The following is a 15,121-nucleotide window of genomic DNA, read 5'->3' on the forward strand; positions in this document are numbered from 1 at the left end:
CCCACCGCTGCTCTGGAAATCCATCTATGAATCTGTTTCGCAGCGAACGCGGGGCCCTGGCCCTGCTGCTCGGCGTGTCTGCCTTGATCCTGCTGCTGGGCCTGGGCTCCCGTGAACTCTGGGGGCCGGAGACCCGCTGGGCCAACATCGCCTTGCAGATGTTGCAGAGTGGCGACTATTTCGACCCTTACCTCAAGGGCGCTCCCTACTACGACAAGCCCCTGCCCTCCTACTGGCTGATTACCGCCAGCGCCTGGCTGATGGGGGGCCTGGGGCACTGGTCGCTGCGCCTGTCCTCGGTGATCGCCGCATGGCTGAGCATCTGGCTGGTTTACCTGATCGGCGAACGGCTGTTCCACAAAGGCACTGGGCTGATCGCCGGCTGGATGCTGGCCACCACCTTCTATTTCGCCTTCTGGGCGCGGGTGGCCACGGCCGACGTCCTGACCGTCTGTGGCGTATTGGCTGCAGTGTGGTGGTACTGGCGCGGCCCGGAAGATACCCGCCTGGGCCGCTATACGGTGTTCTTCCTGATACTGGCGGCGACCTCGCTGCTCAAGGGGCTGATCGGCTTCGTCCTGCCGGGGCTGATCCTGTTGCCACACCTGCTGAGCCAGGGGCGCTGGAAACGCCACCTGAACCTGCGCCTGTTACTGGCCTTGAGCATCGCCGCGCTGTTCTACATGGTGCCCTTCGTTCTCTCGCACCTGTACGGCGCTCCCAGCTACGGGGAAAGCGGCCTGAGCCTGGTGTTTCGCGAGAATGTGGTGCGTTTCTTCAACCCCTTCGACCATGTCGGGCCGATCTACACCTACCTGATCTACCTGCCGGCCTATACCTTGCCCTGGGCGCCCTGCTGGATCCTCGGCCTATGGCTGGCGGCCCGGCACTGGCGCCAGTTGCAACCCAATGAACGCTGGCTGGTGTGGGCCCTGGGGCTGCTGTTCCTGTTCTTCACCGCCAGTGGCAGCCGGCGCAGCTATTACGTTCTGCCCCTGGTACCCTTCGCTCAGTTGCTCGGTGCCTGGTGGCTCAACCGTCGGCTGCAGCTACGCCAGGCCGCCGGCAAACCCATTTCCCGTGGCTGGCCCCTCGGCTTCTCCTATGCGGCCCTGGTCATGCTGCTGGTGCTGGGGGTTGCCTACCCCTGGAGCAACAGCGGCGGGGGGGTGATGCAGTTCAGCGCCGATACCCGGGCCGCCGCGAGCCGGATCGCTCCCTGGAATCAATGGCGGATGGTCATGGTGGAAATCGATAACAAACTGCCGATGTACCTGCAGAACCAGGGCGCACCCTTCTACTACGTGGCAGAAACCGCGGATTTCCCGCGTAACGGCAGCAGCGCGGACTTCATGGCCTGGCTGGACAAGACCAGTGGCCAGCACTGGGACCCGCAGCGCACCCTGATCTTCGTCCAGCAGAAGCACGATGAACCGCTGATGCTGGGGTATCTGGGCGAAGATCATCAACTGGTCCGCACCATCCCGACCAACGGTGAGCGCCTGGCCAAGAAACCGGCACAAGGCAGCGTGGCCTTCATTCCCCGCATGCCGGGGAGCTGAATGACCGTGCTGCGCAAGCGCAGCACGGATTCACCAGGATCGGATCAGAGGTTCACCACATTGACGAAACGCGGCGTGGCGCTGTCGTCGATGCGCAGGCTGGTGAAGTCGAACAGATTGCGGTCCGCCAGTTGCGAGGGGATCACGTTCTGCAGGCCGCGGAAGATGCTTTCGGTACGCCCTGGAGTCTTGCGCTCCCATTCCTGAAGCATCTCCTTGACCACCTGGCGTTGCAGGTTCTCCTGGGAACCGCAGAGGTTGCACGGGATGATCGGGAACTGCTTGAGGTCGGAATAGGCCTGGATGTCCTTCTCGCTGCAATAGGCCAGCGGGCGGATTACCACGTTGCGCCCGTCATCGGCCAGCAGCTTGGGCGGCATGGCCTTGAGCGAACCGTTGTAGAACATGTTGAGGAAGAAGGTCTCGACGATATCGTCGCGGTGGTGACCCAAGGCCATCTTGGTGGCGCCGATTTCGTCGGCGAAGGTGTACAGGGTGCCGCGACGCAGGCGCGAGCACAGCGAGCAGGTGGTCTTGCCTTCCGGGATCAGCTCCTTGACCACCGAATAGGTGTCCTTCTCGACAATGTGGTACTCGATCCCCAGTTCCTTGAGGTAGGCCGGCAGCACGTGCTCGGGAAAGCCTGGCTGTTTCTGGTCCATGTTCACCGCGACGATCTCGAACTTGATCGGCGCCACCTTCTGCAGGTGCAGCAGCACGTCGAGCATGGTGTAGCTGTCCTTGCCGCCGGACAGGCAGACCATGACCTTGTCGCCCTCTTCGATCATGTTGAAATCGGCGACCGCCTCGCCCGCCTGGCGGCGAAGACGTTTCTGCAGTTTGTTCTGGTTGACCGTAAGAGTGCCCATGGCTCTTGAAATCCGCGAGGTATGTGACGAAAAGCCGGACATTTTACGCAAAAACCCCAGCCCCGTGAAAGCGCCGCAGAGCAGCGATGCCGGGGCCGCAATGACAGATGCAGCAGCGATTAGCCCGGGGGTTTACAGCGCAATTTGCTCTAAAGGTGCGCACATCTGCGGAAAACTCCTCCCTATACTGCGACATAAGGTCGCATGCACATATAGACCTATACTGACTGTGCCACTTGGCTGTAAGCGCTCCGTTGGGGGGCGATGGCAACAATAAAGGAGTGACTGACCATGATTCATCATGTCGTAGGACTCTTCACCCACCCCGATCAGGAATGGCGAGACATCCGTGGCGATGCCGAGGAAAGCATCAGCCACATGTACCTCACCCATACGCTGATCCTCGCGGCAATCCCCGCCATTTCGGCTTTTATCGGCACCACCCAGGTCGGCTGGGTCATCGGCAATCGCGCGCCGGTGATGTTGACCATGGAAAGCGCCCTGTGGATGACCATCATGTCGTACCTGGCCATGCTCGGCGGCGTGGCGGTGATGGGCGCGTTCATCCACTGGATGGCCCGGACCTATGATGCCAGCCCAAGCCTGGCACGCTGCGTGGCCTTTGCCACCTACACCGCCACACCGCTGTTCGTCGGTGGCCTGGCGGCGCTGTACCCGCACATGTGGCTGGGCATGATCGTCGGCACTGCCGCCATCTGCTACACGGTCTACCTGCTGTATGTCGGGCTGCCGACCTTCATGAATATCCCGTCTGACGAGGGGTTCCTGTTTTCCAGCTCAGTGCTGGCAGTAGGCCTGGTGGTACTGGTCGCGATCATGGCCTTCACCGTGATTGTCTGGGGCCTGGGCGTCGGCCCCGTGTACACCAACTGACGCCGCACCAATAATAATCCTCTGTCTGCCAGCACAGGCCGCCGCAAGGCGGCCTTCTTATGGGCGCGGGGTGGATGACCATTCGGCGCCTGGGCGATTCGGAATCCCCCCTGTTTGCGGCATACTCACTCCCTCTGGAGAGCCGTTAAGCATGCCCGAGCAACTCAATACCCGCGTCGAAGATTGTTTCCAACTCGCTGAATCCTTTTTCAAACGTCCTTTCAAACGCCCGGTGGTCAGCCTCAAGTTGCGTGGCCAGAAAGCCGGTGTCGCCCATTTGCACGAGAACCTGCTGCGCTTCAACCCGCAGCTGTACCGGGAAAACACCGAGGACTTCCTCAAGCAGACCGTGGCCCACGAAGTGGCACACCTGATCGCCCACCAACTGTTTGGCGAACGTATCCAGCCCCACGGTGAAGAGTGGCAACTGATCATGCGCGGGGTGTACGAACTGCCGCCCAATCGTTGTCATACCTACGACGTCAAGCGTCGCAGCGTGACCCGCTATATCTACCGCTGCCCCTGCGCCGAGAGCGATTTCCCGTTCTCCGCCCAACGCCACAAACTGGTGGCCCAGGGGCGTCGCTATCTGTGCCGGCGTTGTCGGCAAACCCTGGTCTACAGCGGGGAAACCAGGGTCGAGTGACAGTTTTAAGGCACTGCCTCGGCAAACCCGCAGCTACGCGATGACCCGCTCGCGCCGCAGTGCCTCGATGCGCTCGGCGCTGTAGCCCAGTTCCTCCAGCACCTGATCGGAATGCGCCCCCAACCTGGCGCCAATATGCCGCGGCTCTGGCAGCCCCTCGGAAAACTTCAACGGGCAGGCCATCTGCGCCTGCCGGCTGCCGTCTTCACGGGGCACCTGGCTGACCAGTTGCCTGGCCTGCAACTGCGGATGCTCCAGGGCCTCGCCCAGGCTCAGCACCGGCTCGACGCAGGCATCGAAACCAGCGAACAGCTGGCACAACTCGGCGAAATCGTGTTTCTCGAATTCGACCTGCAAGGCCTGCTTCAGTGCCTGTTGCTGTTCGGGCAAGGGAGACAGGCCCTGGGCCGCCAGTTCCGGGCGGCCCAGGGCCTGACACAACTGCTGCATGAACACCGGTTCCAGACTGCCCACCGACAGCCAGCGCCCGTCCCGGCTGCGGTAGTAGTCATAAAAGCTGCCACCATTGAGCACCTGCTGCTCCATTCCGGGCTCGACCCCACAGGCCAGGTAGCCGGCACCGGCCATGGCGTTCAGGCTGAACACGCAGTCGGTCATGCTCACGTCCAGGTACTGTCCCTGGCCGCTGTGCTGGCGCGCGATCACCGCTGCCAACAGGCCGATCACCCCATGCAGCGAGCCCCCGGCGATATCCGCGGCCTGGATGCCCAGGGGTAATGGTCCCTGATCGCGGCGGCCGGTCTGGCTGGCCAGCCCGGCCAGGGCCAGGTAGTTGATGTCATGCCCGGCGCGGTCCCGGTAGGGGCCGGTCTGGCCATAGCCGGTAATGGAGACGTAGATCAGCCGCGGGTTGATCGCCTTCAAGGCCTGGTAACCCAGCCCCAGGCGCTCCATCACGCCCGGGCGGAACTGTTCGAGAACAATGTCGTAGTCCTGCACCAGTTGCCGCACCACCTCCAGCGCTTCGGGACGCTTGAGGTCCAGGGCCAGGCTGCGCTTGTTGCGGTTGAGATAAGCGTGGCTGGCGGAAACCCCGGCATCGTGGGGCGGCAACACCCGCAACAGATCCATGCGGGTCGGCGACTCGATGCGCAGGACCTCGGCGCCCATGTCCGCCAGCAGCAACGAGGCGAAGGGCCCCGGCAGCAGGGTGGAGAAATCCAGTACCTTGAGTGACGCCAACGGCCCTTGCATAGCCCTCTCCTCTTGATCGGCAGCCCACAGAGTAGGCAGCCGCGACGCCCGCAACAATCACCGCAACAGTCAGCCCGGCTGACCGTTGCGCTCAATCGCCAGGCAATAAAAAACCCGCCGAAGCGGGTTCCTTATATAGCTCAAGGCTTACTTGATGCTCGGTGCCGGGCCTTCGGCCACACCCAGGTCATCGGTTTCACGGGTGTCGGTAATCGGCCGGCCACCGGAAGCCAGCTCGGATTGCAGCTTGTCTTCGTCCAGCTCCTTGACCCACTTGGCAACCACTACGGTAGCCACGGCGTTGCCCACCAGGTTGGTCAGGGCGCGAGCTTCGGACATGAAGCGGTCGATACCCAGGATCAGCGCCAGGCCGGCCACCGGCAGGTGACCCACGGCCGACAGGGTCGCGGCCAGGACGATGAAGCCACTGCCCGTCACACCGGCAGCGCCTTTGGAAGACAGCAGCAGCACCAGCAGCAGGGTGATCTGGTGAGTGATGTCCATGTGGGTATCAGTGGCCTGGGCGATGAACACCGCAGCCATGGTCAGGTAGATCGAAGTACCGTCGAGGTTGAACGAATAACCGGTAGGGATCACCAGGCCGACCACCGACTTCTTGGCGCCCAGGCGTTCCATCTTGATCAGCATGCGCGGCAGGGCCGATTCCGAGGAGGAAGTCCCCAGCACGATCAGCAGTTCTTCACGGATGTAGCGGATCAGCTTGATCACGCTGAAGCCGTGGGCGCGGCAGATTGCCCCCAGGACCACCAGCACGAACACCACGCAGGTGATGTAGAAGCAGATCATCAGTTGACCCAGTTGCACCAGGGAACCCACACCGTAGGCACCAATGGTGAACGCCATGGCGCCCAGCGCACCCAGGGGCGCGAGCTTCATGATCATGTTGATGATGTTGAACATCACATGGGCGAAACGGTCGATGAAATCCAGCACCGGCTTGCCGTAGGCACCCAGGCGATGCAGGGCGAAACCGAACACCACGGAGAACATCAGCACCTGCAGGATATCGCCATTGGCGAAGGCGCCGACGATGGTGGCCGGGATGATGTTGAGGATGAAGCCGACGATGCTCTGGTCATTACCGGCAGTCACGTAGGCTGCAACTTTCGAGGCGTCCAGGGTCGAAGCGTCGATGTGCATGCCGGCCCCCGGCTGCACCACGTTGACCACGATCAGGCCGATCAGCAGGGCGATGGTGGAGACGATTTCGAAGTACAGCAGCGCATAGCCGCCGGTCTTGCCCACCGACTTCATGTTCTGCATGCCGGCGATACCACTCACCACGGTACAGAAAATGATCGGAGCGATGACCATCTTGATCAGTTTGATGAAGCCGTCACCCAGGGGCTTGAGAGCCACGCCGGTCTGAGGGTAGAAGTGGCCGAGCAGGATGCCGATGGCGATGGCAACGATCACCTGGAAATACAGGGATTTGTACAGTGGCTGACGAGTCGTCATTGCAAGTTTCCTCAAGAGCCCCGGCATGCACTTTCCGTCGATGCATGCGGTGCCTAAAGTGCGAACCCTCCTGCGCTGGAGGGATTTGTTGTGTCGAGCTGCGTGCTGGCAGATCTTCCGGCTCTATCGCAAAGCCCGTGCCACCTTGTGAAAAAGCCTTGCAGGCCTTTAGACATCAGGGGTGCGGGCTGATCCTTGCATCCGTTGCGCAGGCTGAAGCTGGCGGATTTCCGCCCACTCACCCTCTCTCGTCCTACAATTTGGCGGATATCCGCCTTGTTCCCTTCCTGGGGGCTGGCTAAGATCCGCCACTCAATGGACGGACCTGCCTGCATGCGCGAACGCACCATCGCCAGCCACTTTGCCCGTGCCGCCCTGGGCGGAGCACGCCGGCACGGCTATGACTACGCGCCCCTGCTGCATCAGTTGGGCATCAGCCCCGAACTGCTGAACCAACCCAAGGCCCGTATCGCCCCCGAGCAATTCACCCGTCTATTGCAGCAACTGTGGCTGGAGCTGGATGACGAGTACCTCGGGTTCGGCCATGGCCCCAGCAAGCGCGGGACCTTCGCCATGATGTGCCACGCGCTGATCCACTGCCGTACCTTGGAAAAAGCACTCAATCGCGGCTTATTATTTTATAGCCTGTTTCCGGAAGCCCCGCGTCTGAGTCTGACGCGTGAAGGAGAAATGGCCCGGCTGAGCCTGGATGATTCCGAGCTATGGGATCCCGAGCACTTTCTCAGCGAGAGCCTGCTGGTGATCTGGCATCGCCTCGGCAGTTGGTTGATCGGCCAGCGCATCCGCCTGGAGCAGGCCTGCTTCAGCTACCCCAAGCCCGATCACGGCGCGGAATACGACCTGCTTTTCCCTTGCCCGCTGCAATTCACCCAGGAGCGCAGCAGCCTGCTGTTCCACAGTCGCTACCTGGGCATGCCGCTGCTGCAGGACGAACGCACCCTCAAGCACTTCCTCGAACGCTCTCCCGCCGACCTGTTGTCGCGCCCGGATGAAGGCGACAGCCTCAGCAGCCAGCTGCGCCGCCTGCTCAGTCGCGACCGCGAGCACTGGCCCGACCTGGAAAGCGTCGCCCAGCACCTGCACGTCAGCCCGCAGACCCTGCGCCGGCATCTACGCGAAGAAGGTTCGAGCTTTCAGGAGCTGAAGGATGAGCTGCGCCGCGACATTGCCATCTACCACCTCGGCCGGGCCGACCTGTCATTGCAACAGATCGCCGAACAACTGGGTTTTTCCGAGCCCTCGGCCTTTCACCGGGCGTTCAAGAAATGGACCGGCCTGACCCCGGGCGCCTACCGCGCCCGGGAACAGTAGCCCCCTACAGGGCCGGAAAGTGAATCCGGAAGGCCGCCCCCCCCAGGGCCGAATCCCCCAGGGTCAGTTGCGCGCCGTAGCTCTCGATGATGTCCTTGACCACCGCCAGGCCGATGCCCTGCCCCGGGTGCTGGCGATCCAGTCGCTCACCGCGCTGCAGAATCCGCGCCCGCTGATCGGGTGGCACGCCGGGGCCGTCGTCTTCCACACACAACTCGGAGCCTTCCAGGGTCTCGCGCACGCTGATGCGCACTGAGCTCAAGCACAGGCGATAAGCGTTCTCCAGCAGGTTGCCGAGCAACTCCAGCAACGCGCCGTGCTCGATCGGCAGGTAGCAGCGTTCCGGCAAGTCGAAGGACACCCGTACCTGCTTGTCGCGATAGACCTTGTCCAGGGTGTCGCAGAGGCTTTGCAGCACCGGCCGCAGCCGCACCTGGTGGCGCACCAGGCCGCTCTTGCGCAGGCTGGCGCGCTGCAACTGGTAACTGATCTGCTGGCTCATGCGCTCGATCTGCGCCTGCAGCACCCAGGCCTGCTCACGATCCTGGGGCCGTTGCGCCATGTCCTCGCTCACGCCCTGCAACACCGTCAACGGGGTTTTCAGGCTGTGGGCCAGGTCATCCAGGGAGTCACGATAGCGGCTGCGCTGCTCACGCTCGCTTTGCAGCAGGCGGTTCAACGAGCCCGTCAGGCGCAACAGCTCGCGCGGGTGCTCCTCACTGAGGCTCTGGCGGGTGCCGCTTTCGATCTGGTCCAGCTCCTGGCTCAAGCGTCGCAAGGCTTGCAACCCCCAGGTCAGGCCGAGCCAGAGCAGTGCCAGGAGCACCAGCAAGGCCGCGCCGAACCCCAGGTAGAGGTTTTCCCGAACGCCTTCCAGGGTTTGCTGGTACTCACGCACCGGCTGCAGCGCGACAATACTGAAGGCCGCGCTCTTGCCCCCCAGCAGCTTGATCTCGACGTCGTAGACGAAGAACTCCTGGCCGTTGGCTTCGCGGATCCTGGCGAACTCATTGCCACGCCCGTCGTACCGCGGCCGGTAGTTGATGTTCTCTTCCTGGGTCGCCCGCGAGCGCCAGACCAGGTGCCCTTCGCGGTCGTAGATATAGCCCAGCAGGCGGCTGTCGGCGAGGTTGAAGCGCTCGTCGGGCAATTGCGCCGGCATCTGCAGGCGGTTGTTCTCGATCCGCGCCGCACTGATCAGGGTGGTGACATCGGAAGCCAGGCGCTGCTCGATAGAGTCCTGCAACGCCAGGCTGAACGCCCCCTGCATGGCTGGCAGCAGGGCCAGCATGAACAGCACCGCCAGAGTCGTGGCGGCCAGCATCAGGCGCAGGCGCAGCGATCGAATCATCGGCAACGCTCGTTGAACAGGTAGCCCAGGCCACGCACCGTATCGATCGGCTTGAAGCCCGACGGCCCCTCAAGCTTGCGCCGCAAGCGGCCCACCAGCACTTCGATGACATTCGGATCGCGCTCGTCGTCGTCCGGGTACAACTGCTCCATGAGCCGGTCCTTGGCCACCACTTGCTGATGATGACGCATCAGGTATTCGAGAATCCGGTACTCATAGGCCGTCAGGGCCAGGGGCTGCTCATCCAGGGAGGCCTGCTTACGGTTCAGGTCCAGCAGCAGCGGCCCGGCAATGATGGTGGACTGGGTGAAGCCACTGGAGCGCCGCAGCAGCGCATTCAGGCGCGCATCCAGCTCTTCGAACTGGAATGGCTTGACCACATAGTCGTCCGCACCGGCCGCCAGGCCCTCGACCTTGTCCTGCCAGTTGCCACGGGCCGTGAGGATGAGGATCGGGAACGTCTTGCCACGGTTGCGCAACTGGCGGATCAGGTCCAGCCCGCCCATGCCGGGCAGGCCCAGGTCGATCACCGCCAGATCGTGGTTGAACTGCTCGGTCTGATACAGCGCCTCCTCGGCGTTGGCCACGGACTCGACGACATGACCGCTGTCGGTGAGCCGGGTTTGCAAATGATGACGCAACAGCGCCTCATCTTCGACGACCAGCAACTTCATAACGCTCTCCCAGGCAAAATTCGACATCTCCAGGGGCGCCCCTGCGCCCTGATGATTAATGCGCCAACGCCGGACCGTGCCCAAGGCACGATCCGGCGCGGTCCAGGCCAGGCCGCTTATCAGAAAGCGTAGTTGGCCGACAGATAGGTCTGGGCGCTGCTGGTAAGGCTCAGCGAACCCTGCTTGCTGCCACCGCGCTCGCTCATCTCGGTCCCGGCATTGCTGCGCAGGTAACGGTAGCCGAGCTCCACCGAGGTGTTCTGTGAAACCTGTTGCAGGACGCCGGCCTGTACGCCCACCGCGTAACCAATGTCGCTGTCACGGCTGAAGCCCGGAGACTCCTGAGTCAGCTTGGTCAGGCCGGCCGTGCCGCCGCCAAAGAGTTTGGTGCTGCTGGTCACCGGCAGGAACATATCGTAGCTGCCCAGCAGATTCTGCTGGCGCAGTTTAATGCCGTTGTGGGAGCCAGACACATAATCGTAGGTAGCGTAGTAGCGACCCTGGTCATTCTGTTGACCGGCGCGTACACCCCAGGTGTTGTCCTTGCCGATCACGCCATCGGCGTTCGGATGGCCCAGGTTGCTGTTGAGCTGGCTGGACTTGTTGATCTTGTCGCTGGTCTGGCCGAAGGACAACCCAACAAAGTTGCTGTCAGCGGCTTGGGCGGCGGCGCTGGCGCCGAAGACGGTAAAGGCCAGGAACAGCTTTTTCAATGAAGTCATAGGAAGTTTCCTTTGCGCTATTGGCTTTTTGGGTACGGGGCTAGAGTAAACAGCCCGCCCTGAACTCCCCCTGAACACACCCTTAACCTCGCCTGAACCAGATCGACTAGGCTGTGCTGACATCTTTTCAACCGGAGTTCCCCTCATGCGCATGCTCGTCGCATTGGTCCTGTTAACCCTCGGCGGCCTCAGCCAGGCCGCCATCAAGACTCAGGAAATTCCCTATCGCAGTACCGACGGCACTCAGTTGATCGGCTACTACGCCTACGACGACGCCCTACAGGGCCCGCGCCCGGGCATCGTGGTGGTGCATGAATGGTGGGGCCTCAACGACTACGCCAAGCGCCGGGCCCGGGACCTTGCCGCCCTTGGCTACAGTGCCCTGGCCATCGACATGTACGGCCAGGGCAAGCACACCGAACACCCGGCGGACGCCATGGCCTTCATGCAGGCCGCGCTGAAGGACAGTGCCGCTGCCAGTGCACGTTTCAACGCCGGCCTTGAGCTGTTGAAACAGCAACCGCAGACCGATCCGCAGAAACTCGCTGCCATCGGCTACTGCTTTGGCGGCAAGATTGTCCTCGACGCCGCGCGCCAGGGCCTGCCCCTGGCCGGCGTGGTGAGTTTCCACGGTGCCCTGGCCACCGCCACACCGGCTACCCCCGGCAGCGTCAAGGCCAAGATCCTGGTGGAACATGGGGCCCAGGACAGCATGGTGACGGCGGACAACGTCACCACCTTCAAAGCGGAAATGGACAAGGCCGGCGCCGACTACCGCTTCGTCAGCCTGGAGGGAGCCAAGCACGGCTTCAGCAACCCCGATGCCGACCGCCTGAGCCATGGCGAACACGGCGGGCCGGACATCGGCTACAACAAGGCCGCCGATGAGCGTTCCTGGGCTGACATGCAGGCATTCTTCAAAAAACTGTTTGGCTAGCCGCCGTACCTGGGTTGCCGTCAGTGCGCTGCGGCAACCCTTTGCGCTTCACCCGACTACCCTCAAACGCAGCAACCCGGCACACTAGCGGCCATGAATGCTCTCCCCTCCCTCCCCGCTTGCTGCACCCCTCTGGACGCTGCCTGGCCGCTGCCGAACGTCCTGCCCCAAGCCCTCTGGCTGAGTACCCGGTTCGATCCCGGGCAACTTGCCGCGGATGATTTTCAGCGCAGCGGCATTGAGGCACCACCGAGCATCCAGCGTTCGGTGGCCAAGCGTCAGGCCGAATTTCTCGCTGGACGCCTGTGTGCCCGAGCCGCCTTGCAGCAACTGCAACGACTGGACTGGGTACCGCCCATTGGCGATGACCGAGCGCCAATCTGGCCCGAACACATCTGCGGTTCGATCACCCACAGCAGCGGACGCGCCGCGGCCATCGTCGCCGACAAACGACACTGGCGTGGCCTGGGAATGGACCTGGAACACCTGCTCAGTGCAGAACGTGCGGCCAAACTGGCGGAGCAGATCCTGACCCCGGCCGAACTGCAGCGCCGCGACCAGTTGCCGGCCGAGCTGCATGCACTGGCGGTAACCCTGACCTTCTCGATCAAGGAAAGCCTGTTCAAGGCCCTGTACCCGCTGGTGCACAAACGCTTCTATTTCGAACACGCCGAAGTCCTGGAATGGTCTGCCGAAGGGCCGGTGCGGATGCGCCTGCTGACCGATCTGTCCGGGGAATGGCAGCACGGCCGCGAACTGCAAGGGCAGTTCGCCGTGCAAGACGATCACCTGCTGAGCCTGGTGGCCATCAAGGCCTGAACCGGGGCCGCCCTCAGCGGGGTTCCTGATGCCGTGGCCAGCTCAGGCTGAAGCAGGCACCGCCCAGGTTCTTGCTCTTGCTGATCAGGGCGCGGCCCTCGTGCCAATGGATGATCCGCCGCACAATCGACAGCCCCAGCCCATGCCCGCCGGAAGCCCGGGTGCGGCTGTCATCCAGGCGCAGGAATGGGGTGAAGATCTTTTCCCAGGCATGCTCCGGCACGCCGGGACCGTCATCTTCCACATCCACCCGGCAGCGCAACTGCCCTACCTGATAGCTGACCGTCACCTGGGACTCGGCATGACGCATGGCGTTGCCCACCAGGTTCTGCAAGGCCCGGTGCAGGTAGCGCGGCTCGGCCTCGACCCACGCACCGTCACACTCGGCGGCAGACAGGCACAGGCCACGCCGGACCTTGAGATTGGCCCGCAACGGCGCCAGTTCGCTGATCACCTGGTTGATCAGCGCATCCAGGTCGATACGCTGGAAATTCAGGGCCGGCGAGCCCTGCTCCAGACGGGCGTAGGTCAGCATTTCGTCCACCAGCCGGTCGAGGTCCTGAATGTCGTTGTCCATGCCGTCCAGGTACTTCTGCCGGGCCTGATCGGTGCTCGCCGAAGCAATCATCTCCAGGCCGAAACGCAGCCGCGCCACGGGTGTGCGCAACTCATGGGACACCGCACGTACCAGCTCGCGCTGAATCGCCAGCAGGCGCTGCAAGTGCTCGGCCATGCCATTGAAGGCCGCCGCCAGGCGCCCCACCGAGTCCGCGCCACGGGCCGGCACGCGGGTTTCCAGGCTGCCCTTGGCGATCCGCGTGGCCGCCGACTCCAGGCCGCTGAGGCGCCGCTCCAGCTGGCGCACCAATAGATAGACGATCAGGCCGATCAGGCTCAGGCCCAGCACGGCAATCAGCACCAGCCATTGCGGCGGATAGGGATTCATCTGATACAGCGGACCGATCTCCAGCACCCAGGGCGTGCCCACCAGGCCGGCGAAGACCCGGATCGAATCGCCACCCTTGCCCAGGGCCATCACCGTGTCGCCCTCCGCCACCCGGCGCCGCTGATCCTCGTCCATGTCTGCGGCGTCCAGAGTCGACAACTGCATATCGAAGCCAAACCCCTTGGCTTCCTTGAGTGCAGCCAGGCGCTGGGGTTGCTCTGCCACCGGATAACGCACCAGCTCATCCGCCAGCAGGTAGATAGTGGCCCGGGCCAACTGCTCGCTGATCTGCTGGACCTCGGCACTGAGCAGCAGCTGTTCCTTCTCGCTGACCAGGCGATAGACCCGGGCGGCGAAGGGGCCGGTCTGCTCCACCAGCGCCTGGCCGCGCAGCACCCGACCGCGCTGGCTACTGTCCAGGTCGGTCTGGCTGAAGGTCTTGAGACTCAGGGGAATGCCCAGCAAGCGCTCCCACACCGCCAGCGCCCGGCGACGCTCGATCTCGCTCATCGGCTGCAGGTTGTCCGCCATCAGCGAAAAAGTGCCGTGGGCCAGCCGCTCGCGGTACTGCTCGCTGCGCACCTGGTTCAACAGATGCAGGGCCAGGACCCCAAGCAACGCCACGAGGATCAGCGCGGCGCACATACCGCCGTAGATCCGCAGGAAGATCGAGTTCACGAGCGCATGTCGGCGGCGGCTTCGGGGACGAACAGGTAACCCTTGCTGCGAATGGTCTTGATCAGCCGCGGGTGCTCCGGATCGTCACCGATCTTCGGGCGGATGCGCGAGATCCGAACATCGATGGAGCGGTCCTGGCCGTCATAGCCGATGCCGCGCAGGGCGGTGAAGATTTCTTCCCGGGACAGGATCCGCCCGGCATTGGCCACCAGCAGCCACAGCAGGTCGAACTCGGCACTGGTCAATTCGATCCCGGCATCGCTCAGCCAGGCCTCGCGCAGGGCATTGTCCACCACCAGCGGGCCGAACTGCAGGCGGCGGGTTTTCTCCACCGCCGGCTCCGGCGCTTCGCTACGGCGCAGCAGGGCCTGGATGCGCGCCAGCAGCAACCGCGGGCGCACCGGCTTGCAGACATAGTCGTCGGCACCCAGGTCCAGGCCCATGATCTGGTCCATGTCATCGGTACGGGCGGTGAGCATGAGGATCACTCCGTCATAACGATCCCGAACCTTGCGGCAGATGCTCAGGCCGTCTTCACCGGGCAGCATCAGGTCGAGGATCACCAGATCCGGCTGCTCGGCAATGATCCTGGCCGCGGCCCGGGCACCGTTGCCCTCGATCGCCACCTGCAGGCCATTGCTTTCGAGATATTCACGGGTCAACTCAGCCAGACGCTGGTCATCCTCGACAATCAGTACCTGCCAGGCTTCCTGTTCCACGCACGACCTCTTCTTGTTCTATTGCCAGTCCACCTTGAGCAGGAAAGCCCCCGTCTTTCTGTCATGAAAAAGGCGGATAACACGCTCTGGGAAAGGTGGCTGGTTTGCCATGGGAAAGGCCGGGAAACCCCAGCCGATCGCTGCCGATTGTAGCAACCGGCACAGGCGCCGACACAAGCGGCTAAAACGACTCGGTCAGGGCGTTTTTTTGTGATAGGGTTCGCGCCCGCAAAAATCCGCCCAAGGCAATTTTCGACGGTAAAAAACAGTGACAAACG

The 15,121-nt window shown here is 63.0% G+C and carries 14 protein-coding genes; 6 read left to right on the top strand and 8 right to left on the bottom strand.

Going from position 1 to position 15,121, the window contains the following annotated elements:
* Positions 1–26: 26 nt before the first annotated feature.
* Complete coding sequence (locus A9971_RS21445; protein WP_182999979.1) at positions 27–1,562, top strand: glycosyltransferase family 39 protein; 1,536 nt, start codon at positions 27–29, stop codon at positions 1,560–1,562.
* A gap of 44 nt (positions 1,563–1,606) precedes the next feature.
* Here the strand turns inward: A9971_RS21445 and ttcA are convergent, their stop codons facing one another.
* Complete coding sequence (gene ttcA / locus A9971_RS21450; RefSeq protein WP_011062726.1) at positions 1,607–2,431, bottom strand: tRNA 2-thiocytidine(32) synthetase TtcA; 825 nt, start codon at positions 2,429–2,431, stop codon at positions 1,607–1,609.
* Positions 2,432–2,722: 291 nt separating this feature from the next.
* On the opposite strand from ttcA, the gene A9971_RS21455 reads away from it, so the two are divergent.
* Together A9971_RS21455 and A9971_RS21460 are read left to right on the top strand one after the other, a co-directional pair.
* Positions 2,723–3,325: a Yip1 family protein gene (locus A9971_RS21455; RefSeq protein WP_011062727.1), complete on the top strand. Its 603-nt coding sequence runs from the start codon at positions 2,723–2,725 to the stop codon at positions 3,323–3,325.
* Between the two features lie 151 nt (positions 3,326–3,476).
* Positions 3,477–3,971, top strand: coding sequence for a SprT family zinc-dependent metalloprotease (locus A9971_RS21460; RefSeq protein ID WP_011062728.1), 495 nt, complete (start codon positions 3,477–3,479; stop codon positions 3,969–3,971).
* Positions 3,972–4,004: 33 nt separating this feature from the next.
* Here the strand turns inward: A9971_RS21460 and A9971_RS21465 are convergent, their stop codons facing one another.
* Together A9971_RS21465 and A9971_RS21470 are read right to left on the bottom strand one after the other, a co-directional pair.
* Positions 4,005–5,186 carry a CaiB/BaiF CoA-transferase family protein gene (locus tag A9971_RS21465; RefSeq protein ID WP_019094596.1) on the bottom strand — a complete coding sequence of 394 codons (1,182 nt, stop codon included), beginning with the start codon at positions 5,184–5,186 and terminating at the stop codon, positions 4,005–4,007.
* Between the two features lie 147 nt (positions 5,187–5,333).
* Complete coding sequence (locus A9971_RS21470; protein ID WP_011062730.1) at positions 5,334–6,665, bottom strand: dicarboxylate/amino acid:cation symporter; 1,332 nt, start codon at positions 6,663–6,665, stop codon at positions 5,334–5,336.
* Between the two features lie 333 nt (positions 6,666–6,998).
* Here A9971_RS21470 and A9971_RS21475 point away from each other — a divergent pair, with 333 nt between their 5' ends.
* Positions 6,999–7,997 (top strand): AraC family transcriptional regulator, encoded by a 999-nt coding sequence (locus A9971_RS21475; RefSeq protein WP_041752486.1) that lies wholly within the window; start codon positions 6,999–7,001, stop codon positions 7,995–7,997.
* A gap of 4 nt (positions 7,998–8,001) precedes the next feature.
* Here A9971_RS21475 and A9971_RS21480 read toward each other — a convergent pair whose 3' ends face one another.
* The 3 genes from A9971_RS21480 to A9971_RS21490 form a co-directional block, all read right to left on the bottom strand.
* Positions 8,002–9,348 carry an ATP-binding protein gene (locus tag A9971_RS21480; protein ID WP_011062732.1) on the bottom strand — a complete coding sequence of 449 codons (1,347 nt, stop codon included), beginning with the start codon at positions 9,346–9,348 and terminating at the stop codon, positions 8,002–8,004.
* Positions 9,345–10,022 (bottom strand): response regulator, encoded by a 678-nt coding sequence (locus tag A9971_RS21485; protein WP_011062733.1) that lies wholly within the window; start codon positions 10,020–10,022, stop codon positions 9,345–9,347. The genes A9971_RS21480 and A9971_RS21485 overlap by 4 nt, the downstream gene beginning before the upstream one ends.
* A gap of 119 nt (positions 10,023–10,141) precedes the next feature.
* Positions 10,142–10,744, bottom strand: coding sequence for an outer membrane beta-barrel protein (locus A9971_RS21490; RefSeq protein WP_011062734.1), 603 nt, complete (start codon positions 10,742–10,744; stop codon positions 10,142–10,144).
* 145 nt (positions 10,745–10,889) lie between these two features.
* Here A9971_RS21490 and A9971_RS21495 point away from each other — a divergent pair, with 145 nt between their 5' ends.
* Complete coding sequence (locus A9971_RS21495) at positions 10,890–11,681, top strand: dienelactone hydrolase family protein (protein ID WP_125063077.1); 792 nt, start codon at positions 10,890–10,892, stop codon at positions 11,679–11,681.
* 93 nt (positions 11,682–11,774) lie between these two features.
* Positions 11,775–12,500, top strand: coding sequence for a 4'-phosphopantetheinyl transferase (locus A9971_RS21500; RefSeq protein WP_182999980.1), 726 nt, complete (start codon positions 11,775–11,777; stop codon positions 12,498–12,500).
* Between the two features lie 13 nt (positions 12,501–12,513).
* Here the strand turns inward: A9971_RS21500 and A9971_RS21505 are convergent, their stop codons facing one another.
* Complete coding sequence (locus A9971_RS21505; RefSeq protein ID WP_011062737.1) at positions 12,514–14,124, bottom strand: ATP-binding protein; 1,611 nt, start codon at positions 14,122–14,124, stop codon at positions 12,514–12,516.
* Positions 14,121–14,843: a response regulator gene (locus A9971_RS21510; protein ID WP_011062738.1), complete on the bottom strand. Its 723-nt coding sequence runs from the start codon at positions 14,841–14,843 to the stop codon at positions 14,121–14,123. The genes A9971_RS21505 and A9971_RS21510 overlap by 4 nt, the downstream gene beginning before the upstream one ends.
* Positions 14,844–15,121 lie beyond the last annotated feature (278 nt).

The sequence above is a fragment of the Pseudomonas sp. UME65 genome (assembly GCF_014170225.1).
Lineage (GTDB): Bacteria > Pseudomonadota > Gammaproteobacteria > Pseudomonadales > Pseudomonadaceae > Aquipseudomonas > Aquipseudomonas protegens.